The organism is Halodesulfovibrio sp., from assembly GCF_015482765.1.
GTDB lineage: Bacteria > Desulfobacterota > Desulfovibrionia > Desulfovibrionales > Desulfovibrionaceae > Halodesulfovibrio.
Map to the genome: position 1 here is coordinate 32,301 of NZ_JADMLB010000016.1, position 26,274 is coordinate 58,574.

22 protein-coding genes are annotated in these 26,274 nt (G+C 45.0%); 10 read left to right on the forward strand and 12 right to left on the reverse strand.

Annotated features, from left to right (window positions below):
- Window positions 1–60 precede the first annotated feature (60 nt).
- Window positions 61–1,221 (forward strand): GGDEF domain-containing protein, encoded by a 1,161-nt coding sequence (locus QZY95_RS02435; protein ID WP_290918939.1) that lies wholly within the window; start codon window positions 61–63, stop codon window positions 1,219–1,221.
- Between the two features lie 89 nt (window positions 1,222–1,310).
- On the opposite strand, the gene QZY95_RS02440 is transcribed toward QZY95_RS02435, so the two are convergent.
- The 6 genes from QZY95_RS02440 to QZY95_RS02465 form a co-directional block, all read right to left on the reverse strand.
- Window positions 1,311–1,616: a hypothetical protein gene (locus tag QZY95_RS02440; RefSeq protein WP_290918941.1), complete on the reverse strand. Its 306-nt coding sequence runs from the start codon at window positions 1,614–1,616 to the stop codon at window positions 1,311–1,313.
- Between the two features lie 191 nt (window positions 1,617–1,807).
- A complete protein-coding gene (locus tag QZY95_RS02445; protein ID WP_290918943.1) occupies window positions 1,808–2,929 on the reverse strand; it encodes an NADH:flavin oxidoreductase in 1,122 nt (373 codons plus the stop codon).
- A 162-nt stretch (window positions 2,930–3,091) separates the two neighbouring features.
- The gene (rarD, locus tag QZY95_RS02450) at window positions 3,092–4,000 is read right to left on the reverse strand and encodes an EamA family transporter RarD (RefSeq protein WP_290918945.1); all 909 of its coding nucleotides are present in this window, start codon (window positions 3,998–4,000) and stop codon (window positions 3,092–3,094) included.
- A gap of 84 nt (window positions 4,001–4,084) precedes the next feature.
- The gene (locus tag QZY95_RS02455) at window positions 4,085–4,636 is read right to left on the reverse strand and encodes a hypothetical protein (protein WP_290918947.1); all 552 of its coding nucleotides are present in this window, start codon (window positions 4,634–4,636) and stop codon (window positions 4,085–4,087) included.
- 158 nt (window positions 4,637–4,794) lie between these two features.
- On the reverse strand, window positions 4,795–5,910 hold the full coding sequence (locus tag QZY95_RS02460) for a hypothetical protein (protein WP_290918948.1): 1,116 nt from the start codon (window positions 5,908–5,910) through the stop codon (window positions 4,795–4,797).
- 645 nt (window positions 5,911–6,555) lie between these two features.
- Window positions 6,556–7,275: a hypothetical protein gene (locus tag QZY95_RS02465; protein ID WP_290918951.1), complete on the reverse strand. Its 720-nt coding sequence runs from the start codon at window positions 7,273–7,275 to the stop codon at window positions 6,556–6,558.
- Window positions 7,276–7,618: 343 nt separating this feature from the next.
- On the opposite strand from QZY95_RS02465, the gene QZY95_RS02470 reads away from it, so the two are divergent.
- The 4 genes from QZY95_RS02470 (at window position 7,619) to QZY95_RS02485 (ending at window position 11,147) form a co-directional block, all read left to right on the forward strand.
- Window positions 7,619–8,506 (forward strand): EamA family transporter, encoded by an 888-nt coding sequence (locus QZY95_RS02470; RefSeq protein ID WP_290918953.1) that lies wholly within the window; start codon window positions 7,619–7,621, stop codon window positions 8,504–8,506.
- Window positions 8,507–8,823: 317 nt separating this feature from the next.
- A complete protein-coding gene (locus QZY95_RS02475) occupies window positions 8,824–9,957 on the forward strand; it encodes a hypothetical protein (protein ID WP_290918955.1) in 1,134 nt (377 codons plus the stop codon).
- A gap of 96 nt (window positions 9,958–10,053) precedes the next feature.
- Complete coding sequence (locus QZY95_RS02480) at window positions 10,054–10,497, forward strand: hypothetical protein (RefSeq protein WP_290918957.1); 444 nt, start codon at window positions 10,054–10,056, stop codon at window positions 10,495–10,497.
- A gap of 11 nt (window positions 10,498–10,508) precedes the next feature.
- On the forward strand, window positions 10,509–11,147 hold the full coding sequence (locus QZY95_RS02485) for a hypothetical protein (RefSeq protein WP_290918959.1): 639 nt from the start codon (window positions 10,509–10,511) through the stop codon (window positions 11,145–11,147).
- Between the two features lie 170 nt (window positions 11,148–11,317).
- On the opposite strand, the gene panB is transcribed toward QZY95_RS02485, so the two are convergent.
- Window positions 11,318–12,175, reverse strand: coding sequence for a 3-methyl-2-oxobutanoate hydroxymethyltransferase (panB, locus tag QZY95_RS02490; RefSeq protein ID WP_290918961.1), 858 nt, complete (start codon window positions 12,173–12,175; stop codon window positions 11,318–11,320).
- A 295-nt stretch (window positions 12,176–12,470) separates the two neighbouring features.
- Here panB and htpG point away from each other — a divergent pair, with 295 nt between their 5' ends.
- Entirely contained in the window at window positions 12,471–14,357 is a 1,887-nt protein-coding gene (gene htpG, locus QZY95_RS02495; protein ID WP_290918962.1) for a molecular chaperone HtpG, read from the forward strand.
- Window positions 14,358–15,063: 706 nt separating this feature from the next.
- On the opposite strand, the gene QZY95_RS02500 is transcribed toward htpG, so the two are convergent.
- Complete coding sequence (locus QZY95_RS02500) at window positions 15,064–15,318, reverse strand: hypothetical protein (protein ID WP_290918964.1); 255 nt, start codon at window positions 15,316–15,318, stop codon at window positions 15,064–15,066.
- A 960-nt stretch (window positions 15,319–16,278) separates the two neighbouring features.
- Here QZY95_RS02500 and QZY95_RS02505 point away from each other — a divergent pair.
- From QZY95_RS02505 to QZY95_RS02520, 4 genes are all read left to right on the forward strand, one after another.
- A complete protein-coding gene (locus QZY95_RS02505; RefSeq protein WP_290918966.1) occupies window positions 16,279–16,626 on the forward strand; it encodes a DVU0772 family protein in 348 nt (115 codons plus the stop codon).
- Between the two features lie 273 nt (window positions 16,627–16,899).
- The gene (locus tag QZY95_RS02510) at window positions 16,900–18,096 is read left to right on the forward strand and encodes an aminotransferase class I/II-fold pyridoxal phosphate-dependent enzyme (protein ID WP_290918969.1); all 1,197 of its coding nucleotides are present in this window, start codon (window positions 16,900–16,902) and stop codon (window positions 18,094–18,096) included.
- Complete coding sequence (locus QZY95_RS02515; RefSeq protein ID WP_290918971.1) at window positions 18,083–19,372, forward strand: homoserine dehydrogenase; 1,290 nt, start codon at window positions 18,083–18,085, stop codon at window positions 19,370–19,372. Before QZY95_RS02510 ends, QZY95_RS02515 begins: the two co-directional genes overlap by 14 nt.
- Window positions 19,372–20,595, forward strand: coding sequence for an alkaline phosphatase family protein (locus QZY95_RS02520; RefSeq protein WP_290918973.1), 1,224 nt, complete (start codon window positions 19,372–19,374; stop codon window positions 20,593–20,595). Before QZY95_RS02515 ends, QZY95_RS02520 begins: the two co-directional genes overlap by 1 nt.
- Here the strand turns inward: QZY95_RS02520 and QZY95_RS02525 are convergent.
- From QZY95_RS02525 to QZY95_RS02540, 4 genes are all read right to left on the reverse strand, one after another.
- A complete protein-coding gene (locus tag QZY95_RS02525) occupies window positions 20,558–22,081 on the reverse strand; it encodes a response regulator (protein WP_290918975.1) in 1,524 nt (507 codons plus the stop codon). The two genes, QZY95_RS02520 and QZY95_RS02525, sit on opposite strands and share 38 nt — an antisense overlap.
- A gap of 243 nt (window positions 22,082–22,324) precedes the next feature.
- A complete protein-coding gene (locus tag QZY95_RS02530) occupies window positions 22,325–24,526 on the reverse strand; it encodes an ATP-dependent RecD-like DNA helicase (protein ID WP_290918977.1) in 2,202 nt (733 codons plus the stop codon).
- A 24-nt stretch (window positions 24,527–24,550) separates the two neighbouring features.
- The gene (gene aroC, locus QZY95_RS02535) at window positions 24,551–25,651 is read right to left on the reverse strand and encodes a chorismate synthase (RefSeq protein WP_290918979.1); all 1,101 of its coding nucleotides are present in this window, start codon (window positions 25,649–25,651) and stop codon (window positions 24,551–24,553) included.
- Window positions 25,652–25,848: 197 nt separating this feature from the next.
- Window positions 25,849–26,271 (reverse strand): universal stress protein, encoded by a 423-nt coding sequence (locus QZY95_RS02540; protein ID WP_290918981.1) that lies wholly within the window; start codon window positions 26,269–26,271, stop codon window positions 25,849–25,851.
- Window positions 26,272–26,274: the final 3 nt, after the last annotated feature.

Genomic DNA, 26,274 nt, shown 5'->3' on the forward strand with positions numbered 1-26,274 from the left:
TTCACCTGTGTTCATATAACCAAGCTTGATGATTAGTTATCCCAACCTTACGGATCGTCTATGCTTGGAATACGTGAACTTTATGCATCCCTTTCTGTTATAGCAGCAATATCTACACTTGCGGTCTATTGCCTATACTTCAGCCGATTTAACACCCGCGGCGTACTCTGGTGGGCGGCTGCTATGTCCTCGTACCTATTGTGTTTAATTCTTATGACATTCAGGGGCTACATCCCCCCATTCTTCTCTTCTTTTATAGCTAATATCGCTGCCACGGCTGGATATGTTTTCTTCTGGTTCGGCATACGAATTTTCTTCAAACGTCAGCTCACTTCTTCTGTCTTGTGCTGCGGTCTATTTCTTTTTGCATTGGTTACAATATCGTCAGCTATAACCCTAGATCATCCAACACTTGCTGCGGGTAAGGTCTTAATAATCGGCATTAACTATTCAACAATCAACTTTTTAACCGCATATGAACTGCTTAAAAACGCCCGCCATTCCGATACTGCCAAAGTGCTTGCCGCAATAAATATCATTAACGCAGTCATCATAAATTTCCGTGGAATTAACATTCTACTCACGCAAAGTTATAACATGTACTATACAACAGGGTGGACAACCAGCGCCTATGTTCTTTGGACAAGTGCATCTCTGTTAATCACAACATTAGGCTTGTTAATGCTGATAGTAGAAGAGCTCCATTCAAAGCTTGCCCGTCAGGCAATAGAAGATCCTCTCACCGGAATTTTCAACCGCAGAGCACTGCACACAATCACACCTAACGAGTTTTTAGATCTCAAAAACAGCAACCCGTCATTAGGACTTCTGATGTTGGACATAGACCACTTCAAGGCAGTGAATGACACATACGGGCACACAACAGGTGACGCCTTATTAAAACATTTTGCAGAGCAAGTTTCCGGCTGTCTAAGGTCTACTGACTCTTTTTATCGTATTGGCGGAGAAGAGTTTTTGATCATGGTACTAGATGCAACACCGGAAACTCTACTGAGGCTGGGTGAACGTATACGAAAACATATTGAACAGACTCCCCTTCTGACGAATCTGGCTCCTATTTACCACACAGTGAGCATCGGCTGTTCGCTTTCCAATGGACATGACACCTCTATTGAATCGTTACTGGAACGAGCAGACTTAGCTTTATACAGCGCAAAATCTCATGGAAGAAATTATGTCCAATTACCGGACGTAGCATAACCTTTTTTGACCACACAAAAAAAACGCTCTGAATCTCTTCAGAGCGTTTCTAATTAGCTTCAACTATCTATTTACATAACATAAAAAGATTATTGAGTTGGAGTTTCTTCATCCAACAACAATGCGAGCGGCACAAACGGTCCCACGGGGATCAATTCATAATCAATCAAACCAGCCTGCACCATCGGCATTTTATTAATAAGGCCACGAGCCTCTTCCAAAGAAGGTGCTTCCAGCATCAAGATTGTACCGGAACGATCCTGACGAAAATACATTTCGCGAACCACGTCAGCAAGATACATCTTTACTGTATAATTCACCTCATCCATAAAGGTTTCTTTAACTTTATCCGGTGTGGCATCCGGCATTACTTTATCAATTGCAAGAATTTTCATTTCCTTCTCCTTTCTAGCATGCTGTGCAGCAGGGCAAACGGAGTAATGTGATCATTCTGCCAATGAGCACCTCAACTTACTCCTGCTGTATGCAAAGTCGGACACGATACATCATCTGTCCCCAATTGCGCTACTTTGCAAGTACAACACGCTGTTAGAAGTACGAAATTTTCCATCGTACCTCAATCTATTTATGATGAAGACTTCTTGTCATCAGCCTGCTGCTGTGCAACAGGGCAAAAATATCCCTCATTTTTAATCAAAACCGTAAAACATTTATTGCAGCTTATACACTCTGCCTTTCGCAAATCACCTGCTGCCCAGCGGTAAAGAAGAGCAGGCTCTCGTAATAATGGTCTGCTCATAGAAACAAAATCGATAAGCCCCTCAGCCAGCAATCCTTCACCGACACTAAAGCTCCGAAGCCCGCCAACAAGCATTACAGGAATCTTGGTATGCTCTCGAACTGCTTTTGCAGCCTCACGATACCACGCCTCCTTTGCCGGAGTGTCAAAACGCCCGACACGGACAGAAGACGTTGCCGGACCGCTTGTAAGCAATCCGCCGCTAATTTCAACAGCATCAAGCCCCAGCAAAGAAAGTCCCTTAATAATACTTACACTATCTTCCAGCTGAAGCCCGCCATCGACATAGTCCTCACAGTTAATTTTCATCGTAACAGGATAATGATCACCTACTGCGCGACGAATACCTTCATACACCCTGACAAGCGGACGGATACGGTTTTCAAAAGAGCCACCGTACATATCAGTCCGTTTATTAACGTGAGGAGATAAAAACTGGCTCAAGCCATATCCGTGTGCAGCATGGATTTGAACACCATCAAACCCCGCCGCAACTGCTCTGGAAGCAGCCTGCTCGAAAGCATACACCATCCCATCAATATCTTCTTCCGTCATTTCCTGACAAAGCTCACCATCCCTGCGCACAAAAGGGCTTGGCCCCACTGCCGGCATTCCTGTCATCCCCTGTGCGGCATGTCCACCGGCATGAGCCAACTGTGCAACTATAACCCCGCCTTTTTCGTGAACTCTCTTTACCATGCTGCGCAAACCGTTGATATATTCATCACTGCAAATTGCCAGCTGACGCTCACTTGCTCGCCCCTGCTCTGCAACAAACATGTGGCCTGTGATAATAAGCCCGACACCACCGTCTACAAGGTCGAGCATGGCCTTTTCAAGAGCCGGAGTCACAAAGCCCTCTGCTGAGGCAAGACCTTCCCAAGTTGCAGAACGGACAAGACGGTTCGGAACAGTCATCCCGTTTATGGTCATCTTATCGTAAAACATACTATCCCCAAGTTTCATTCTACTAACCTCCACCTATACACTTCACTCTATAGCCGAACATCTCATTGAGAATCAACTGCCGACTGTTGATATAAAAAAAGCCGCAGCTCCCTTGTACAGGAATTGCGGCCTCTCAAAATCAAACAAATGCGGTAGAGCGTTCTACACTTCTTCAGCATGTAAATACTTTCTGGAACGCTGCAACCAGCCCTCACCGGAATAAAGAGCAAGAGCACTCCAGATAAACATGAAAGAAAATAAGTGTCCCATTGAAAACTGCTCGTTAAACAGGAAAACTCCCTGCAAAAACGCCAAACTCGGTGCTATATACTGTATAAGTCCAAGAGTCGTCAGTCGTAACCGGCAGGCAGCAAATGCAAACCACATAAGCGGAAGTGATGTAATAATCCCCGCTCCCACAAGATACATATCTGTTAAGCGGTCAATATGCAGGAACGAAGCAGTCCCCTGCAACTCAAGACTGCCAAGATAAAACAACACAAACGGAATCAAAAGAACTGTTTCAAACATAAGTCCTGCAATGGACTCTACATTTGCCAATTTGCGTAACAGCCCGTACAGGCCGAAAGATATTGCCAGCACAAGAGAAACCCATGGCAGTTCACCAACCATAATCAGCTGCGTTCCTACTCCGGCTACAGCCAGAAACACTGCACAAAGCTGAATCGGGCGTATTTTATCTTTAAATACGACAACACCAAGCATCATACTTACAAGCGGTGTAATGTAATACCCAAGGCTCGTCTGTAACACCATATCGTGATTAACAGCCCAAATATATAGTCCCCAGTTCCCGCCGACAAGGAGTCCGCTCATCGTAAGGAGTAACATTGTCCTTTTTGAAGAAAAAATAGCTTTAAATGTTGCCCAGCCGGAACGAACACTCAACAATATTCCTACAAAAAACAATGACCATAAAATTCTATGGCATAACACTTCAAACGCAGGCACATGTCCCACCTGCTTCCAGTAAACGGGCGCCATTCCCCAAAAAACAAACGCGCAAACAGCAGCTATCGCCCCTGCTCTGCTCTGGTCATCTTCGTACACAATGTTTTCCTTTCAGACTATGCAGTTACATAGCCATAAAAAAAGCGGGAGCATAAGCTCCCGCAGAATTTTGCATTCTTTTCTCTATCCAAAGGATTTTTCAAAGAGCTCGTTAATTGCCTTTTTACCGTTCTCTTCCAGAAAACGAGTACCGGTAGCAGTAAAATGGCGATGAGAAATAGTCGGCGTCTCCACCTCAATCCACTCATTCTTTTCCCAACGGAACCAAGCATTTTTAGCCTGCCCGAATACATACAGAGGCTTGTTACAAATTTTTGCAAACTCTGCCCCCCAACCGGTACCACCTTTAACGGTGTTGTCATCCTGAATAACACCAACAACGTACACTTCATGTCCACTGGATACCTGCCAGCAAATCGACTGAAGTACTTTACGGAACAACGGCGCTACAGAGTATGAACGGCTCATTAAGCGGGATACATACGTAAGGCTTACATCTTTGAGTTCCAGCTCATCAGCAGTCAAAACACGCAACCCTCTGCTGCGCTCTAATTTATGACCATCAAAGCTATAGTTAACTTCTTGAAGCCCGTACTTTTCTGCAAGTTCACCAAAGTATGCTTCCGTGCCTCGTGCACCACCGCTATACAGAATATGTTCTGAAGGATTCGCCATTGTGAGACCTCTCAGGGTTGGATTAAATAAACTGCGCCCACTGCATAAAAACTACGTGAGACGCTATGCAAAAACAGGTGCTTCGTACCTAGTTACCTATCTAAGAGCGTTGCCTTTTACAAGCAATTTTGCAGAACAGATCATATGATCCAATACTGTTATGAATTTTCTGTAATTGAAAATTGCTTTCGAAGATATCGGCTAAGCCAATGTAAATCACCAGTTGTTAAGGGAGCGAGGGGGGAAGCCACTTTCAACGCTTTAAACACTGCACCTGAAGTCTGAACAAGCTCAACCCGTCCCTTTCCCGGACGAGGAACAGCTATACGTGCTGTCTTTAAGTCACGTCGTTCCAACATAACAGAGGAGTATTCTTTCCCGAAAATTGACGCACCGAACCTAACGGTCTGGTCATCCCACACAATAAAGCCTTTGCCCGCCGCAGCTCTGACAATCCGCCACAATATCATGTAGGCAAAAAAGCCGCAGACAAAAAGTAGTATTCCACCTGCAATAAAATTGCCTTCTCCAGCAGCTGCCTCCCATATTCCATATCCGCCACCATACAAAAGCCCTGCTGTGGCGAACATCATTAACGCAATATATAGCCTGCCCGGAGACAACGACCAGTAAAAGCCTTTTTGTCCATTTTTTGAATATGCCTGCAAAACAGACCCTGTCGGCACTCGTTCATCAACCTCGGCAACCACAGGAGCGTACTCACTTTTTGCTGCTCGTGAAAAGCCTATGTTTGCATGATCTTCGATGGCAAAACCAGTTACTTCGGCAAGTTTTAATGCTGTTGCCGCAAGATCCGGCCCCAGAACTGACCGATCGAGTGTTTCGTATCCGGATGTCCTGAGCACCATATCCAAATGATAAGGATAGCTGCCGCGACTGTTATCGTGAGGTTCAAAGTCCGGAGGAACCAGATCCCCTTGAGCATTCCGCCGAGTCAACCGAAGAGCGGCAATCATACCAAAAGGAATTGCATATACATCTGCTTTTCGCCGTCCTAAAAAGTAAATGCATTTATCGGGTAAACTGACCTCAATAATCCGTTGCTGCCTTCGCAGAATCATACCGACAGTCATAAAAATGAGACAAAGATACAATACTGCGAATCGCACCAGCGTGATGCCGTTCATTAATGCCCCGATAAAACCAAGACAAAGTGCGCACCCTACAAGCGCACCCACAGCAGTCTGTTGCTCTGCTGAAGGAACAAGGCGCAAGGTGGACGAAGATTTTCTTTCTACAGTAATCAGACTCATAGCACCCTAGTAACCTCTTGCAATACATACTTCAATTACATTGTCGTATACGTTCGGTTACGCACAGCAAAGGCGACCCTGCTACTAGCAGAGCCGCCCCGTGTATGTGGTCATACCGCACACGTTGCCCTCAACTGCGTCGGATACTTGCCCGACTCATTCAGCCCCCTGATATGTTGGTATCCGTCTCGTCACGACACCAAAGTATGGAGAGTCCGGAGGCTGTTCCCCTCAAATTTTTTCACCTGCACATTCATAGGAATTTTGTAAACTGCATGTCTCTTTATAGCCCACATAAAAATCAGAACAGTCTGTGTACCATACGTCCAATACGACACACTATATTCTATATTTCTCTTTCTTACGCGCCTCTATTTGTATCGTTTTTCTATACTTAACTGCAAAAACAAAAAAAGATAGTTTGTTTTTCTTATTATCGCACAAATAAACTAGTAAATAAGGAATATATTCATTTATCACACTTTGGAATAATAGAGAAAACAACACTACAAAAGTTAAATACTACATATACACAATGTAATTTCATCACAATGCAGTCTGATTAACGAATATCACATAAAAAAAGCGCTGTTATGATGCTGCATTATTGTGCAACTCATAACAGCGCTGTAAAGCCATTTCTCTCTACCGATTAGAGTATATTTCTCTATAAACACTTCTCAATGCTTTTGCCCATTGAGTTAAGTCGAACCCTTTAGGCCCTCCTATAAAAACAGGAGCACGCCCATACTGGTTCAATTGAGAAGCATAAGCGGGAATTAACCACCGCCCCGCCCTGCTTGATGCAATGACATACACCTGCGCCAAACGCCGATATTGATCCCGAGTATAGGCAGGATCTGGAATTACTCCACCAAACTTCGATTCAGCCCCATTCTCCACAGATCGTATCGGCAACAACAATCCAACATGTAAAAAACGCCCTTTTGCTTTTGCACCGGCTTCCCGTGCTTCAAAATATGACGAACGCAGCGGCTGAAAAAAATCTATGAGTGTTGCGGAACTTCCGTTACGCCCTATCAGGACATGCCAACGTCGTCCAAACTGACGCAAATTATTAATGCGTGGAGACACATTAATGTCCGGAGTAAAGGAGTGGTTGCCGAAGTCAGGCCCATTCGAATCATGCAGTACAAAATAGAGTGCTGTATTCCCGTGTGCTTTTGACACCCGCAAATTCAACGCACCGCCAACCTCATCATCTCTTAATCCATGCCGTGCAGCGTACGACTCAACAGCCTCGCGGGAAAAGTCAAACTCACGCCCGACAAGTTCATCAAACGTGGAAGGTAGTCCACCTTCTACTTTTTCAACAACGCCGCTAGCCCGTATCTTTGGCGTCAAACACAATGCTTGCTGAATCCTGTCACCGCTAAACTGAATCCTTGTGCTATCCCAGTAGCATGATGAATCAGCCACTAACGTGGAGGGAACCAACAATAAAAAGATACTAAACCAAAAACTTGCCGTACAGATTCTCATAACCTCAATGACCCTATAGTAACTCAGCAGAGGTGACACCAGTTCTTATCAAATACAGATTATACCGTAGTACGAATCCACCAGACTGTATTCATCCTTCTCACACAAGAAATTAAATAAATCAATTGAACACGTTATGCGGCTACGACAAAACCGCTTACTGAACAAAGGATTCCATGCTACAAATATGCCGCAGGAGAAACGCATGGATAAATATATTGGATACTTACAAATACTCGCCGCAGCAACATTATGGGGACTACTCGGCCCTATTTCAAAATACGGATTGCAGGAAGGAGTTACACCGCATGAGCTGGCCTTCTGGCGTGCGTCACTTGGGGCTGTATTTTTCATTTTGCACTCGGCAAAACACAAAACTCTTGCAGTAAAAAAAGCTGACATTCCCGTTTTTCTTCTTTTTGGCGTACTCGGCATCTCATTATTCTTCGGTTCATACCAAATTGCGATTAAACATGCAGGAGCTGCCGTTTCAGCTATTCTTCTTTATACTGCCCCTATCTGGGTTGCTGTATTCTCCCGCATCCTTTTTAAAGAAGAACTTTCCACCGGAAAAATTATTGCTCTCTCAATAGCCCTTACCGGCACCGGTCTCGTTTGTTTCAGTGGACAAACAGGAGAAGTATCCCTACCGCTTACCGGCATCCTCTTTGGTCTGCTTTCCGGATTCACCTATTCTCTCCATTATATATTCGGAAAAACTTTTCTTAAAAACTATCAGCCTGCAACACTGTACGCATGGTGTCTCCCGGCAGGAGCACTTGCACTATTGCCTTGGGTAACATTCACCGCGTATTCTCCAATAAAATTGGCTGTTGTTGTCGCTTTGGCATTTCTTTGTACTTACCTGGCCTACTATGCTTACTGCGCCGGCCTCCGACGCTTGGAAGCAACGCGGGCAGCAATTATCGCAAATGTTGAACCAGTTGTTGCAGCCGGCCTTGCTGTACTGTGGTGGAATGAACAACTTACTGCCTCGGCGTATATTGGAGGTGCCATGGTAATCAGTGCCGTAATCATCATCGCCCGCACCCCATCCAAGACACAGCCTGCACCTATACCAACACGCGACTAACCTCTGCTACATATCTGCTACCCATGCAGCAAAAATACCACAAACAACACTGTCAAACAGTCCCGAGAGGCAAAAGATCGACTATGCTACTTTGAACACTGAAAACTTTAAATTCAGTACGTTACAAAAGAGCAACAACAAGACAACACGAAGAATAAGCTTCACAACGTGAAACCTAAATGCTACCAAAGCTGAATACATCAGACTTTGTCTGGTGTTTGGACACCTGTCATACAATCATTGTACTCTCATATCATCATAAATCAGGGTGAACGCTTTTCGGGGTTAACTAAATAATGATTCCCAAGGGGGGCATCATGTCCAATACTGAAGCGCCAAAGAAAAATTCGACTAATCTTAAACGGGCTATCTGGGTCGCGCTTGTTATATTTGCAATAGTTCTCACAGGTCTCTGGACATTTGAACCCGAAATTGTTGAGACAGAACAAGTCGTAGAACCAAGCGGCGATGTAACCACACAGGTTCGTATCCCGCTTCGCACAAATACCGCTAATCAGGACACGACAAACAGTTCTGACACCGTTGCGACAACCGAAAACACAGAAGAACTTAAAGTAGACGAAACAGGCAAAACGGAAAACGTAGCTGTTGCGCCTCTTCATAAGAAAGTAACTGAAGATACAGTTGTCCGTCCTACGTTCATTACCGATCTCTCACACCTGCTGGTTAATGCCTACCATCCTAAAGGTAGCCACCCTGCAGCAACAGGTGAATCAAAACTGCTGTTAGATGCCAAAGTCATAAACGTTCATTACGGAATCGAAATGACCGGCCTTTCATGGAGTGGAGATGATCTGGCGGTGGGTAGACGCTCTGTAATGCAGTATGCATTACGCCCTACTATGATCAATGCCTTATACGCACTCTACAAAGAACGCTTTATTGAAACAATCAATACAGACATCGACGAAGCTACACGCTATTTTGACGGTGCTGAGCGTACCCTTTCTTCTGAAGAACGAGCCACCTTTTACAAACTGACGGCAAAGCAACTTCGAGCCACTGCCGGCGTTATTAAAAGCTGTGCAAAAATAAACTCTGCCATGGCAGACGTTGCAGTCTGGCTTCAGGCTGAACGGGATGTGCTGACAGCAAACCAAAAATTCCAGTCTGCTCTGCATGACTATCAAGTTTCAAAAGATATGAATGCGACTCCATCTGTCACAGATGCAGCTGAAGCAAAGATGAAAGCTCAGGGCGAAGCATACGAAAAAGCTATTCGCGACCGTGAAGCGTACAAAGCTTCCCTTGCAAAAATGATCCGTAAGTACAAATGGACTAAGGATCAGGACGACGAAACAAACCTGTACATTGCATCATGGGTCTTCCGCAGAAGCAAAGACCTCTCAAACCCCAAAGAGGTTATGATGACAATCCAAGACAGGCTGCTCGATCTTGCTAGCACCATGGATGCTCAAGCAAGCCTCTAGAAAATACGAAAAGCCGCACACTCTGCGGCTTTTTTACATGAATAAAATACACGTTGTGCAAAATACACCTGCACACGACTCAACAGGAAAGTCATCATGGCAAAAAGCTACGTTCCCCATATGCACACTGCTGAACATATCCTAAACGGCACCATGGTCAGCATGTTCGGCTGTGAAAGATGCTACTCTGCTCATATCAATACAAAAAAATCAAAATGTGACTATCACTTCGATCGCCCGCTAACTGAGTATGAAGCGATTGCGTTGCAATCCACAGTAAATGAACAGCTACAGCGCAATCTTGAAATTACTGAAGAGATTCTTCCTATTGAGACTGCACAGGAACGCTACAACCTTTCACGCCTTCCATCCGACGATATTACAACGATCCGCATCGTACATGTTGGCGACTATGACAGTTGTCCGTGTATTGGTGAACATGTCCAAAACACATCCGAGATCGGTGAATTCATAATAAACTCTTACGATTTTGAAGACGGAAGATTACGTATCCGTTTCAAATGTAAATCTGCCGAGTAAAGAGGAACGCTATGCTCCGACGTATTGCCCCTCTCTGCGCTCTCTGTGCGCTTGGCTTACTGCTCAGTACTGGCTGTTTTCGAAACTCAGGGTTCTTTACTGAACCGGCAACCATAATTTCTTCCCGATACTTCTCAGCAATCAAGCCTCTTCCGGCCACACTTAAAAAGAAACTCCCCGCAGAGCTTGCGTATTACACTCCTGACCAACCTGCGCGTAACGGTATCCGTCCAGAACAGTTCAGTCACATTATCTACAACAATCTATCGCTGAACTTTTTATGGACAGGAAGCCAACATGACTTACCAGTAGACGGCACTACCTATTCTGCTATGCCTTCTGCAGGACAAACCGCCACTCATAACGGGACAGAGTTACTCATAACCAGCGAATTCAGTCAGGAAAACATCTCTCTGCTTGCGGTGTTGGATTGGGATAATACAGAAAGCAATGACTGGCTTGTTCTCTATTCCTTTAAATCACTGGTACAGCCAGAAACATCCAGCCGTTTGTTGCTTATTCGCGACGTGAAGCCAAACAAAACACTCACAGGCACAGTACTGTCAGCTTCCGAATGCTTCGGTAATAACTGTCAGGAATATTCTGGAAATGCTTTAGTTGAATTTCTTGAATATCAACCGCGGTACTAACTCGCTGCACCATCCTTGCTTATACTATCAAAAAATAAGGCTGCCCTGCATAAGGGCAGCCTTTCATTTATCAAACATATTATTCAAAAAGATTGGCAAGCAACATCAGCGCATAGCACGCATATCAACGCATAAGCACCAACAGCATCGTATGCTTCCACCTTGTTCTGCTACTTTTCAAACTTTTCTTTTTCCTGCTCAGACATACCAAACGCGTGTTCAGGTGCGGGAAAACTTCCATCTTCTACTTCCCGCTTGTAATCACTGATAGCCGCTGCCGCAGTCTCTCTAAGATTTGCATACTGCTTTACAAACTTCGGAACAAACCTGTCGAACAAGCCTAATAAATCATGAAAAACTAACACTTGCCCGTCACAGTCGCTCCCTGCACCGATTCCGATAGTCGGCACGGAAACTTCCTGAGTAATACGCGCTGCAATTGGTGCCGGAATAGCTTCCAGAACAATACAAAAAGCTCCAGCTTCTTCTAACGCCTTGGCCTCTTCAACAAGAACCGTTGCCGCTTCAGCAGTCTTTCCCTGCACTTTAAAACCGCCAAGGCTCGCAACCCGCTGCGGGGTCAAACCAATATGGCCAACAACAGGAATCCCTGCATCCACAAGCGCTTTCACTTGCGGCAGCACAGTATGTCCACCTTCCAATTTTACAGCACGCGCTCCGCCTTCTTGAAACAGTCTGGCGGCACTGCGCATGGCATCTTCCACCCCTGTTTCGTAGGACATGAAAGGCATATCAGCCACCACAAGCGATCGTGTTGCTCCGCGTACAACCGCTTTCGTATGGTGCACCATTTCATCCATTGTTACGCTAATCGTATCATCACGCCCAAGCATGACCATACCTAATGAATCCCCTACGAGAATCATATCGATATCACATTCATCAACAAGCGTTGCAGACGAATAATCATATGCTGTCAGCATAGTAAGTTTTCGAACCCCCTTACTCTGGCGAATGTCTAATGAGGTCACCGGCTTCACACCGGTTCCCGCAGTCTGCTTGCTCATCGTTACTCCTTTAATACTCAATAATGACATGGTAGAAGATACTAATGCCCCCAACCTACCACTTATCTCACGTGACCTGTTTCAAGACTAAAGTTGAAACCACCGAGACTTACGTACCAGTACTAACTATATCTAGGAATAATGTCTTCGTCGAATTGAAATTGTGTAAACAAAAACAAAACGCCATTGTTCTAGAGATTTTCATATGGAAGCCTTGACCTTAGAAAATTCGGATTTATTATCCCGTTGTATTTTTGTTTCAAACTTTTATGAAAACTCATAGGAGCCTTTTCGTATGTCACAATCATATGAATTTAAAACTGAAGTTAGAAAACTTCTGCATATTATTACTCACTCACTGTACACCAACCGCGAAATCTTCCTTCGTGAACTCGTATCTAACGCATCCGACGCTCTCGACAAACTACGCTTCGCAGAGGCTAAAGGTGAAGAGATTGCGGCTGCCGAACTGGAACCTTCTATCAATATTGCTATTGATAAAGACGCAAAAACTATCACCGTTACCGATACTGGTATCGGTATGACCAAAGAAGATCTCGTAGACAACCTTGGCACCATCGCCAGCTCAGGTTCAGAGCGCTTCCTTGCCGAACTTGCTGAAAGCAAGGACGCTGCAAGCAACATTATCGGTCGTTTCGGTGTAGGGTTCTACTCAGTCTTTATGATCTCAGAAGATGTTTCCGTTACAACCCGTAACTACAAACCGGGTTCCGAAGGGTTTACTTGGAAATCTGACGGTCTTGGCTCTTTTGAAATCACTCCTGCCGAAGACGCTCCTGAGCGCGGCACAGTCATTGTTATCAATGTTAAAGATGATGCAGCAGAATTTCTCGAAAAATTCCGTTTAGAAACAGCTCTCAAACAGCATTCAAGCTTCATCCCGTTCCCGATTTATCTCGACGGTGAGCACCAGAACACCACTCCTGCACTTTGGCGCGAGCCTAAAAGCTCAATTTCCAAAGAGCAGTACAAAGAGTTCTACAACTACCTCACCTTTGATGATAAAGATCCTATCGCAACCGTACACAGCGCAGTAGATGCACCTGTACAGTTCACAAGCCTTGCTTTTATCCCGACCTTCGGACGCGATTTAAGCAGCATCGGTCGTGACGATTACGGTCTTGACCTTTATGTACGCCGTGTTCTTATCCAGCGCGAATGCAAAGACCTGCTTCCAGATTACCTTTCTTTCGTAAAAGGTGTTGTCGATACTGAAGATCTTCCGCTTAATATTTCCCGAGAAACACTTCAGGAAAACGTACTCATCCGTAAGATCAATCAGACTGTGACCAAGCAGATTCTCTCCCATCTGGAACGTATGGCGAAAAATGACGCTGATGCATACAGAGAATTCTGGAATGTTCATGGAAAAGTCTTCCGCTTAGGATACAGCGACTACGCAAACCGTGACCGCTTTGCTAAACTTCTTCGCTTCAACACCTCTACACATGAAACAGCAGAAGAGCTTACCTCTTTTGAAGAATATATTGAGCGTGCTAAAGAAGGTCAGAAATCTATTTACTACATTTCTGCAACAAGCCGCGAAGCAGCAAAGCTTAATCCACATCTTGAAATCTTCACCCGCAAGGGCTTAGAAGTACTCTTCCTCTACGAACCTGTTGACGAGTTCGTGATGGACAACCTTGGCAAGTTTGATGAATTTGAACTTGTTGCTGCAGAAACTGTTGATCCTGAAAAATTGAAAGAATTTGATGACGTTGTGAAAAAAGAAAAAGCTGAAGAACTTTCTGAAGAAGAAACAGCAACTCTCAGCGATCTTATTGCACACATCAAAGACCTGCTTGGTGACAAAGTTACTGATGTTCGTTTATCCGAACGTCTCTCAGGCTCTCCAGCAGTTCTCAGCAGCCCTGACGGTGCTACATCATCCATGGAAAAAATCATGCGCATGATGAATCAGGATGAATCTATTCCGAAAAAAGTTCTGGAACTGAATGCAGATCATCCGATCATCCGCAACCTGCTTCGCATCTACAAATCTGACAAAGATGATGCACTGGTAAACGAAACTGTAGAACAGTTATTCGAATCGTCCCTGCTGCTTGAAGGCTACTTAAAAGACCCTCATGCAATGGTTGCACGCATCAATGACCTGCTCGAAAAAGCAGGCAGCTGGTACTCTGAGATTAAAAAAATCTAACATGTACACAACAGCATAACTCTCTGTGAGTTATATACACAAAAGGCGACAGAAACGTTTCTGTCGCCTTTTTTATTTTCAAAATTTGCGTACGGTAGACCAAAAAAAACGGCGTTTCACATACCACTGTGAAGCGCCGATTTTTTTCAACCGATTGCCATATCGGTGTGCAGACGAGTCTGCATGGGTAGGGAGAATAATTCGCCAGAAATCTCTCCCACGACCTGAAGCACTACCAACAGATCTTAACTTTTAAAAAATGATGCCGGTCATTTTTTAAAAGGCGATGTTCCAAGACCCCTAAGACTCAGAAACATCAAAGACAACACAATTTCCTTAAACAAAGGAAGAGACTTGCCGTATAAGTTGCCACAACAAGTAAGCTCAACCTACACAGCCAAAATTTCTCCGTCCATAACTCTGAAAAATATCTGTAGTCTTTTTTTCACACCGGACACAAAAAACATAAAAAAAAACAAAGATAACTCTTTGTTTTCAATATATTACACAGAAAAAACTATTTTATGTTTTTTCTGCACATTGTTTTTCGAGTACAACCATTATGCAAAATTGGTTGTACCAATAGACATACTTCTTCAACAATTTCAAGCCGAAAACCGTTTGAAAAGCAATGAAAAGCCCGCCGCTGCGGGGGCAGCGACGGGCACCAGTCATGCTACAAAGTTACATAGTCGAAGAGAAGATTCTAGCCCAAAGCCTTCTCTGCGATCATCCGAAAGTGCTTAAGTCCTACAGAGTCACTTTTAAATTCACAGCTTGGGCAAACATGACATTCATCACCATAGCGGCGATAAATGGCGGCAACTTTGCCCTTGGAAATGTTCTTTCCACCATTGGTAATAATATTACCTGACTGGGTGAACTTTACACCTAACTCTTCAGCAGTTTCAAAAAAATGATCTGCAAACAGTTCAGGTTTTGCGAATTTCACTGGTCTCATGACAACCTCCGTTGGACTCTACAGGATTCAGCAATCAGCATGATGGCCACCTCTCACGGTGGAGCGTACTCATTGCCTCGACCTACGTGTGATGCGCTTCGACCCACAAAGCTACATCTGTAGAGATAGAGGACTTCTCCAGCGACGCTATAAACACATAAAACCAATACCAGGTCAAGTAATTAAAACTGTTTGACCATTCAGTTTGTACTGATCCGTGCATCTCCATCATGTACCCAATACCACACCAAGACCGATAACGCTGTATCGGAATCGTCCGACCCGGTAGAACAGGCCGGAATACTTCATTAGTATGTCATGCAAGCAGTAACAGGCAGAGGAGAACGGGTCAGCAGACTACAACTCGAACAATGCTGCATCACAAAATCTTACGTACTGACAAGCTGAACAGTCAGCCTGCCAGACAGGAATGCCATTAACTTTCGTAAGAAAACTTACCAGAACTTTTTACGTTAAAACAAAAGTCATGAATAAACGCACACGACTCTTTCTTCCTTTTAAAAAAGCACGTTGCAAATAACATCATGAAATTTCGCATCCTGCCAACGTACGGATTATTTGTAATTCCTACTTAGCGCAGCAAAATCGAAAAGTGCATTATTTTATAATTTAGCACGACTCACGCAACCCTGCATGATCAGGGGCTAATTATCCACCTTCCCTCTTCACAATCTTACTAGGCTGAAAAACAAAAACTTTCAGTCGACTAATTTCCTATCTACCTGAAAAGATACAAATAACTCTTCAACACTTTAGCCAGTCACATTTTTTCCTATTTTTTCGCTTGACTCTTAAATGGTAATGGTTACTATTAACTCAACACAACGAAAAAGCATTCCTTACCTTCACAGGCAGAATATGGCGGGGAGAGTGTGGCAGTTCTTCCCGCCAATTTACACAGGACAGGATAATATAGCGTTTGATTATATTGGAGGAAATATGAGCAACCTTTCACAATTCAGCGATTTACAGATTGATTGGAACATGAGCCCCGAACATGCTGTAACAATGTACCTTGAGTGGGGGAATAACGACTGGCGTGCAGAATATCCTCCAGTTCGCTCAAAATCCGATTACTCAACTTATTTCGTAGTAGACACTTGGGGTGATCAACCTGTTGTTCGACTAGTACGTCGTAACTCCGAAGCAGCAGTTGACCTAATTGAAGTTCCCTTACCACCACGTGTCGCAAATGCCTTCCTCGCCGAATATGGTGACCTGAAAGGCTTATTTGAACCTACACCCGAAATCAAAAAGTGGCTCAAAAAAGAGCTCTACGAACAATAAATCGACCTCCTTACCACTCATTCATTAGATTTGAATACTGGTGGTAATTCCCTGGACCGGTAGCATCATCGGGGCTGCTATCGGTCCTTTTTTATTTTCTCTTTTTTATTTAAAAAAATTTTGATTTTTTATTCACTTTATACTTGTTTTTTTGATTATATTTTCACAAAAAACCATCACTTCCCCTAAAACCACCGCCCTCACTGACTTTACAGGCGCAGCCCTCATATGTACTCTAGAGCAAAATGAAAACGCCTAGAGGAAATATGCGCTATGAATGAATTCCCAAGAATTGACAGATTACCACCGTATGTATTTGCAGTTGTTAATGATTTAAAAATGGAACTGCGACATCAAAACATCGACGTCATCGATATGGGGATGGGAAACCCCGATCTTCCTACTCCAGATCACATCGTCGATAAGCTCACAGAAGCCGCGCAAAAAGGTGTTAACCATCGTTACTCCGCCTCAAAGGGCATTCCGAACTTGCGTAAAGCTATTTGCGACTGGTATCAAAGAAGATATGACGTCTACCTCGACCCGGACACAGAGGCAGTAGCAACCATGGGAGCCAAGGAAGGCCTTGCGCATCTCGCACTTGCCATGCTCTCACCGGGTGATGTAGTTTTCGCTCCGGACCCTACCTACCCTATCCACACATACGCCGCTATTATTGCAGGTGCGGATGTCCGTAGGATACCAATTGGTAAGGGACGAGATTTTTTTGAGGATCTGACAGCCGCCACAAGACAGACGTGGCCGCAGCCTAAAGTGCTCATGCTCAGTTATCCGCACAATCCGACAACTGAGCTGGCAACACCTGAATTTTTTCAAAAAGTCGTAGACTGGGCTAAGAAACATAAGGTGTATGTTATTCATGACATGGCATACGCAGACCTTACATTTGACGGATACGTTCCTCCAAGCTTCCTTCAGGCAGAAGGAGCTAAGGACGTGGGGGTAGAATTTTACTCCATGTCAAAAAGCTATTCTATGGCAGGTTGGAGAGTCGGTTTTTGCGCAGGCAACAAACAACTGGTTCACGCCCTTACCAGAATCAAGTCGTACCTTGATTACGGTATATTCCAACCAATTCAAATTGCTGCGACGGTTGCATTGAACGGCCCTGAAGATTGCGTGCATGAAATAGTCGAAGTATACCAAAAGCGCCGTGACGTATTAATCTCCGGCCTTGAGCGTGCAGGATGGGATGTTCCTTCACCAAAGGCTACCATGTTTGTATGGGCAGAAATCCCTGAACCATTCAAAAAAATGGGATCAGTGGAGTTTGCGAAAAAGCTGCTGCTCGAAGCGAAAGTTGCGGTTTCACCGGGACTCGGTTTTGGACACTTCGGAGACGATTATGTTCGCTTCTCACTTATTGAAAATGAGCATCGCATTAATCAGGCATGTCGTGGAATAAAAAAGTTTTTCCAGAAAGAAGGATGTATTTGTGCCAAGGAATAACCCCCTCGTTTTAGCCATTGCCGGTTTCGGTACTGTTGGCAGTGGTCTTCTGAAAGTTATTAAAGAAAATCGTGATGCTATTGTTGCACGTACCGGCAGAGAAATTGTTGTAAAATCTGTTCTTGTACGCGACCTGTCTAAGCCCCGCGCTGCTGACCTCCCTGAAGGCACTGTTCTTACAGATGACCCGCAGGTTCTCATCAACGATCCTGATGTTGATGTACTGGTTGAGCTTATCGGCGGTATCGGCACAGCTAAAAAGCTTATCATGTCTGCTATTAAAGCCGGCAAACATATTGTTACCGCAAACAAAGCACTTCTTGCTGAAGACGGTCACGATCTGTTTGCTCTTGCAGAAGAGCACAATGTACATCTTACCTACGAAGCAAGCGTCTGCGGCGCTATTCCTATCCTTGATAGTTTAAAGCAGAACCTTGCCGGTAATCAGGTTAAAAGCCTTGTGGGTATCTTAAACGGCACAGCAAACTACATTCTGTCCGAAATGACCACCAAGAAACTTGATTTTGATACAGCACTGAAAGCTGCTCAGGAGCTTGGTTTTGCAGAAGCAGACCCGACTCTTGATATTGAAGGCTTTGATGCGGCGCACAAACTTTGCTTACTTACACGTCTTGCATTCGGTGTTGAATACCCGTTTACCAAGCTTCCTGTTGTAGGTGTTTCTAAAATTCATCCGAAAGATATCGAATTTGCCCGTGAGTTCGGCTACAGAGTCAAACTTCTCGGACAGGTTCGCAATGTTGACGGAAAAATTGAAGCCGGCGTGTTCCCGACACTGGTACACCACACTCTGCTGATTGCCCGTGTGGGCGGAGCGTACAACGCTGTTCGCCTTGAAGGCAACGCATGCGGCCCTATCTTCATGCATGGACAGGGTGCAGGCGACCTTGCAACCGCCAGCGCTGTTATCGGTGACATCCTCACCATTGCCCGCAGCGCTACACCGAACAATACCGGATACGTAAAGCAGGTTCTGCCGCATGCTGATATTCTTGCCCCTGAAGATGCAACCTCACAGTACTACTTCCGAGTAATGGTTCAGGATGTACCGGGTGTGCTGCGTGACCTTGCTGGAACACTTGCCGAGCAGGATATCTCCATTGCTCAGGCAATCCAGAAAGACGGTACAGAAACAACAGCTTCTGTTGTTTTCCTTACCCATGAAGCACGTGCAGAAGCTGTACATAAAGCAGTTGAAGGCATGAAAGAGAAAGGCCTTGTTCTCGAAGAGCCTGTGTTCTACCGGATTCTCTAATGAAAAAACTCATAGTCTGCATCGCCGACGGCGCAGCAGATATTCCGTCCCTGTGCCCCGAAGGCACGCCTTTGGAATGCGCAGAGACACCTGCTCTTGATGCTATGACCCGCCACAGTGTGGCGGGTCTTTGCTATACTATCCCTAAAGGATTCAGTCCGGATTCAGACGTCGGAAATATGTCTCTTCTCGGCTACTCTCCTGCTCAATACCATAATGGTCGTGCCCCCATTGAAGCTGCCGCTCTGGGAGTTTCCGTATCTCCTATGGATACAGTTTGGCGCGTCACATTCAGCCAAGCTGAAAATGACACCATCACCCTGCCCTGTGCTTCTTCACTGACAAAGCAGGAAGGCGAACAGCTTATTGCAACGCTGAATAACTCCTTGCAGGACACACCGTTCACCTTTGTTGCTAACAGCACATACCGTCACCTCCTTATCCATCGCAATGGACAAGAACTCCTAACTGCTTTCAGGCAGAACAGCACACGTCCTTTCATGACGTGCGGCCCGCACATGCTGCAAGACACTCTGATATCCGAGGCACACAGCTTGTACCCGCCTGAGTTGCAAGTACTTATGGAACACGCATCACAAATTCTTGCCGACCATACTCAGAAAGCAAACACCGTATGGCTGTGGGGGGAGGGAAATGCCTACTCTCTGCCAAACTTTCGCGACACATATGGCAGCGATGCATGCATTATTTCCGGAGTCCCACTTCTGCACGGTCTAGGACATATGGCAGGGATGTATATCCCCACACACCCAGAATTTACAGGACTGCCTGACACAAACCTCTCTCAAAAAGCTGCTGCTGCTATTGATTTTTTACAATCACCTCAGAATACGATTGCGTTCATTCATGTTGAGTCTCCCGATCACTTCGGTCACGCTGGAGACGCTCAAGGAAAAAAAGAAGCAATCGAACGAATAGATGCAGAGCTGTTAACTCCGCTTCTCAGCGCCATGCCTGATGCCTACCTCACTGTTACATGCGACCATTTAACCCCTGCATCAACAAAATCTCATGCGCACGGAGCTGTACCGTTTATTCTCTATCATAACTCCCTACCGGAACAACGCACTGTACGGCGATTCACAGAAAATGAATGCAAAAAAGGAGTGCATCTGCCAACAGACACACTCCTTCTCAAAAATATTCTTCGCCAGATGACTCAGGCTACGGCAGCAAACACAGGCTTGAGTCAGAAAAAATAAGTTCAAACTCCGTCCCGTTATCCGTAGTGATAATGAGTTCCGCAGATAATTGCTCTACAAGAGCATGAACAACCTGCATCCCCAACGAATTTGACTCGTTCATGTCAAAGTTTGAAGGGAACCCTACACCATCGTCAACGACTTTGAGAACAATAGAGCCATCACGAAGGAAAGAAGAAAGATACAGCCTTCCCCGTTCTCTACCGATAAACGCATGCTTGTACACATTGGAAATCAACTCATTCAAAATAAGTCCGCACGGCACGGCAGTATCGACAGAGAGATGAATGCGCTCTAAATCGACAACCAGCTCCACAGGAACAACTGCTGAAAAGGCTTGTTCAATTCTTCGCGCAAGCTGTTCGACATAGTAGCTGAAATCGATACAGGATAAATCATCTGTGCGATACAACTCTTCATGTACCAATGTCATAGACTGGATTCGACGCTGTGAATCAAGAAAACGTTCACGGTCTTCAATATTAGAAATACGCTGAGCTTGAAGGCTGAGCAGGCTGGAAACAAGTTGGAGGTTGTTCTTTACGCGATGATGAACCTCTTTAAAAAGCGTGTCTTTCTCTCGTAAGGATGCACACAGAGCATCATGCGCATGTCTTCGTTCTGTAATATCTTCCGCAACACCTACAAGGCGGTAAACGTCTCCGTCCAGATTTCTAACTGGGAAAATGCGGAATCCGATCCACTTTGTTTTTTCTCCCACTACGAAACGATATTCAACACTATCCGGCTCCTGCTTATCATAAATGCTTTGAATCTTAGTTGTTGCCTCTTCCCTGTCATCGGGGTGAAGTAAATCGAGTAATAATCTGGAATTCAAAGCAAGCTGATCCGGAGTCAGTCCAAACATCTCGGTTGCGGCCGGACTCACATAGGTAAATTCCTGCGTCTGCGCGTTGTGCACAAAAAATGCTTCGCGTACGGTCTCCACCAATTGCCTGAAACGCGCCTCACTCTCAGTAAGAGCTGCTGCGTATTCCTTACGCTCTTTTGCTTCCCTCCGCAGCAGAGCATTTGCTCTTTCCAGCTCTTCTGTCCGGCTGCGCACCAACTCTTTTAAATGCTCGCCTTCAAGAGCTGCTTCTTTAAGGAGCTGAGCCCGCGTTAACGAGCGTTCAATGGCATTTACTAATATATCCATATTCTGAAGCGGCTTGCGCAAATAATCCCATGCACCACGCTTCAACGCTTCAATTACTTCACCAAGCTCATCAGTACCGGATACCACAATCACTGGAAGTGTAGGGTTCACACTACCCAATTTTGAAAGTACTTCTCCGCCGGAGATGTCAGGAAGACGCCAATCAAGCAACACTGCGTCAATATTCTTCTCTTGAACCAACGCAAGCCCCTGCAAGCCACTTTCGGCCTGCGTTACGGTATATCCAAGGTCGGTCAGATATGCCGCGATTGTTTCCCTGACTACAGGGTCATCTTCCATTGTCAGCACATTGGTCGAAACAGTCACACTTTACTCCTGCGTCTTTTGGTATCCCACCAGTAAACACTCATCTCGTACTGTACTTTTCTACAATATTCGTCTGCCGTACCATACAAAGGATTTTAACGCGCTGTAAAGATTTCAAATTTCGTTATAAAAAAGTCTCCCCGACTCTTTTATCAGTCGGGGAGACTTATATTTTCTCTATACTGCCTCTACCTGAACAGGTGGGCAACAGCAAAGATGTGACACAAAAGTCCCATGAATAACTTACTGTAAAAACTCGCTTAACCGTTGAGATAGATAAGTGAAACGCTTCTGCATTTTGTTATTTTTAATAGCCATTGTCAGCGCTTTTGATGCACCAACAAGAATAACCAGTTTCTTACCACGGGTAACACCCGTGTAAATAAGATTTCGCTGAAGCAATACATAATGCTGAGTTAGAACAGGAATAACTACAGCCTGATATTCCGATCCCTGTGATTTATGAATCGAAATTGCATAAGCAGAAACAAGTTCATCAAGCTCATTAAAATCGTAGATAACGTTCTTCTCGTCATCAAAACGGACAGTCAACTTCTTATCTTCGGTGTTTACAACACAGATGCGACCAATATCTCCGTTAAAAACATCCTTATCGTAGTTATTTCGAATCTGCATGACCTTGTCATCCAGACGAAACTCTCGATCACCACGTTTCAAACATAACGGCTGAGGGTTCAAGGCATCCTGCAACATATGGTTTAAATTACCGGAGCCTGCTGACCCTTTATGCATAGGGGTAAGCACCTGAATCTGATCTATCGGGTCAAAACGGAAACGACGCGGAATATGGTTTTTAACCAAATCTACAATCATAGCTGCGCAGCGTTCCGGATCATCCTGTCGAATAAAATAAAAGTCTGAAAGTCGCTCTTTGGACGATTCAAGAAACGGCACTTCACCCGCGTTAATTTTATGCGCGTTGGTAATAATGTCCGACTCCTGCGCCTGACGAAAAACTTCATGCAACTCTACAACATCAACAACGCCTGAAGAAATAACATCCTTCAACACGTTTCCCGGCCCGACAGACGGCAACTGATGAACATCACCGACAAAAATAACGGTTGCACCAAGCGGTATGGCTTTCAACAGATGGAACATAAGCATGGTATCCATCATAGAAGCTTCATCAATAACAATCAGGCTACAAGCCAGTGGATTGTTCTCGTTACGTTGAAAACCATCTTCACGCGGTGAATATTCCAACAAACGATGGATTGTTTTTGCTTCCACCCCGATAGTTTCAAACATACGCTTTGCAGCACGCCCTGTCGGCGCACACAACAAAATTTTGGCCTTCAACTTTTTGTAGGCCTGAACAATCGCTTTCGTAATGGTCGTTTTACCTGTACCGGGACCACCCGTAAGTACCATCATCTTAGTACGTACAGCAGTATGCACTGCTTCCAACTGTTCTTCAGCAAGACTGATTCCAAGGCTTTCTACCACCTCTTCCACAACCTCATTAGGAGCCTTTATCTGAACAGTTTTCGGAGACCCGAGAATCTTTTTAATATAGGTAGAAATGCCTGACTCATATGCATGGAAACGACTGCGATAAACAGCAACCTGACCGTTGGAAAGCTCCTCTACAACAACACGTTCTTCGCGCTCCAGCGTATCAACCGCATCCTCAACAAGATCTTCACGAATATTCAAGGTATCTGAAGTCTTCGTTACCAAGGTTTCAAGAGGATAATATACATGCCCTTCATCCGAAGTTTTTGTCAGCATGTAGAGTGTTCCAGCCTCAGCACGGAGAGGAGAATCAACCTCAAATCCAATCTTCTGGGCAATGGTATCGGCTGTAACAAAGCCGATTCCGTTAATGTCCATTGCAAGCCGGTATGGGTTTTCCTGCACAACACTGAGCGCATGCTTCCCATAAAACTTATAGATACGGACTGCGTATGCTGTTGAAACACCATGCGGCTGAAGAAACATAATAAGATCACGAATACCGCGATGCTCTGACCACGCTTCTTGAATTCCTTTCGCTGTCCGTTTACCGATTCCTTTCACTGCTGAAAGTCGTTCCGGCTCATTATCCAGAATCGCAAAGGTATCCTCTCCGAATGCATCTACAATACGTTCAGCCGTCTTCGGCCCCACGCCTTTAATAAGACCGGAAGCAAGATAATGACGGATTCCCACAACACCTGCCGGAAGGCTGGTTTCATAGGTCAACATTTTAAACTGGCGACCGAATTTTGCATTCTCCACCCACTCGCCGGTAAGCTTTAATGAACTTCCAACCTGCGGGTCAGCCATATTCCCCACAACAGTATAGTTATCACCCGCTGTGGTTTTAAACCGGAGCACAGAATAGCCATTCTCTTCATTGTAGAAGACAATACGTTCCAGCGTGCCATCCAAGCTGGCGGCATTCTGGTCATTATTATTGATAGGTAAGGTAGGTTGCATGTAGCTCATGTACTGACAGTTAAATTATTCGTCAAACCCTTGCGCTTCTACAACGCCTGAAACGGGCGAAAAGAACTGTTTGCTCTGCTGAAGCAACAAATCGGCAAGCACTAAAGCAGCCATCGACTTTAACACTGGAACAACGCGAGGTATCGCGCAAATGTCGTGACGCCCTTTTATCTGCATGGTGCAGGGTTCACCATTACGGGTAATGGTATGCTGCTCTTTAGCAATGGAAGGAATAGGCTTAATCGCCGCTCTGGCAATAACAGGCATTCCATTAGAAATACCGCCGAGAATACCGCCGCCATTGTTTGAAGTGAATCCGCCGGCATCCATACCGTCGTTGTTTTCACTGCCTAACATTCGTGCAGCTTCAAACCCCTGCCCTATTTCTACCCCTTTTACTGCACCAACACTCATAAGAGCATGAGCAAGAAGAGCATCCAGCTTATCAAAAACTGGTTCCCCTAGTCCTGCCGGAACTCCGACTGCCTCAATCTGAACAATACCGCCAAGTGTATCACCGTCTTTCTTAACAGCTTTCACCCGCTCATTCCAGACATCAACGATCGCATCGTTCGCCGCAAAATATGGACGCTGCTGCGCACCGGCTGTATCAATTTTACCGGCCGGAATACCCCCAATTTCAACAGTGTACGCGTTCAAACTGATCCCCTGTGTTGCCAGCAGCTGCATTGCGACAGCACCACCTGCCACTCTGCTCACGGTTTCACGACCTGATGATCGTCCACCGCCACGGTAATCACGAAAACCATACTTTTGATCAAATCCAAAATCAGCATGGCCGGGGCGCCATTTCTCTATGATATCTCCATAATCTCGTGAACGCTGATCCGTATTCTCAATAATAAACCCGATTGGTGTACCAGTGGTCTTTCCTTCAAACACACCGGAAAGAATACGAACAGCATCTGCTTCTTTACGTGCTGTTGCAGCAATACCACCCTGACCGGGTTTACGAAGATCCAGTTCACGCTGAATATCTGTCTCTGTTAATGCAATACCGGATGGGCAACCTTCAATTGTGCCGCCCAAAGCCGCACCGTGAGATTCGCCGAATGTGCTCAAGCGAAACAGTGTGCCGAACGTATTACCGCTCATATCAGGCTCCTTTCTACTTCTTTCAACGTGAGATCATGCCAAAACCATGCATACAAAACAAACGAGTGCTGCTCGAGAAGCTGTATACAACGTGCGGGATTTGCCAAAATCAATCGTTACTGGTTGCCGTTTAAACAAAAGAAAGGGGAATCTTTCATTATGAAAAATTCCCCCTTTATCTACAGAAAAATTATTTCTTAACGAATCACTGTTACAGGACACTCTGCAAGCTGCAACACTCTATGCGTTGTACTGCCAAGGAACAAGCCTTTAATATCAGAATACCCACGTGAGCCCATAATGATCATGTCACACTCTTCGCCTTTTGCTACTTGCAGAATGGTATCTTCAGGAGTTCCACCTAAAACCATATCCGTAACCGGCACATGTGCTTTAGCTAATATCTCTTTATATGGTCCAAGCAGTTCTTCTGCATGGGCATCAAGGTCATGAATAGCTTTTTCGTACAAATCCTTACTCAGCAGTGAAGTAACTTCCAGACGACAAGTGAGCAACACAACAGATGCGCCGACCATTGGTGCGAAATCTGCAGCATATTCAACAGCTTTTCGGGAAAATTCTGAGCCATCTACCGGAACTAGAACCTTTTCGATCTTCATATT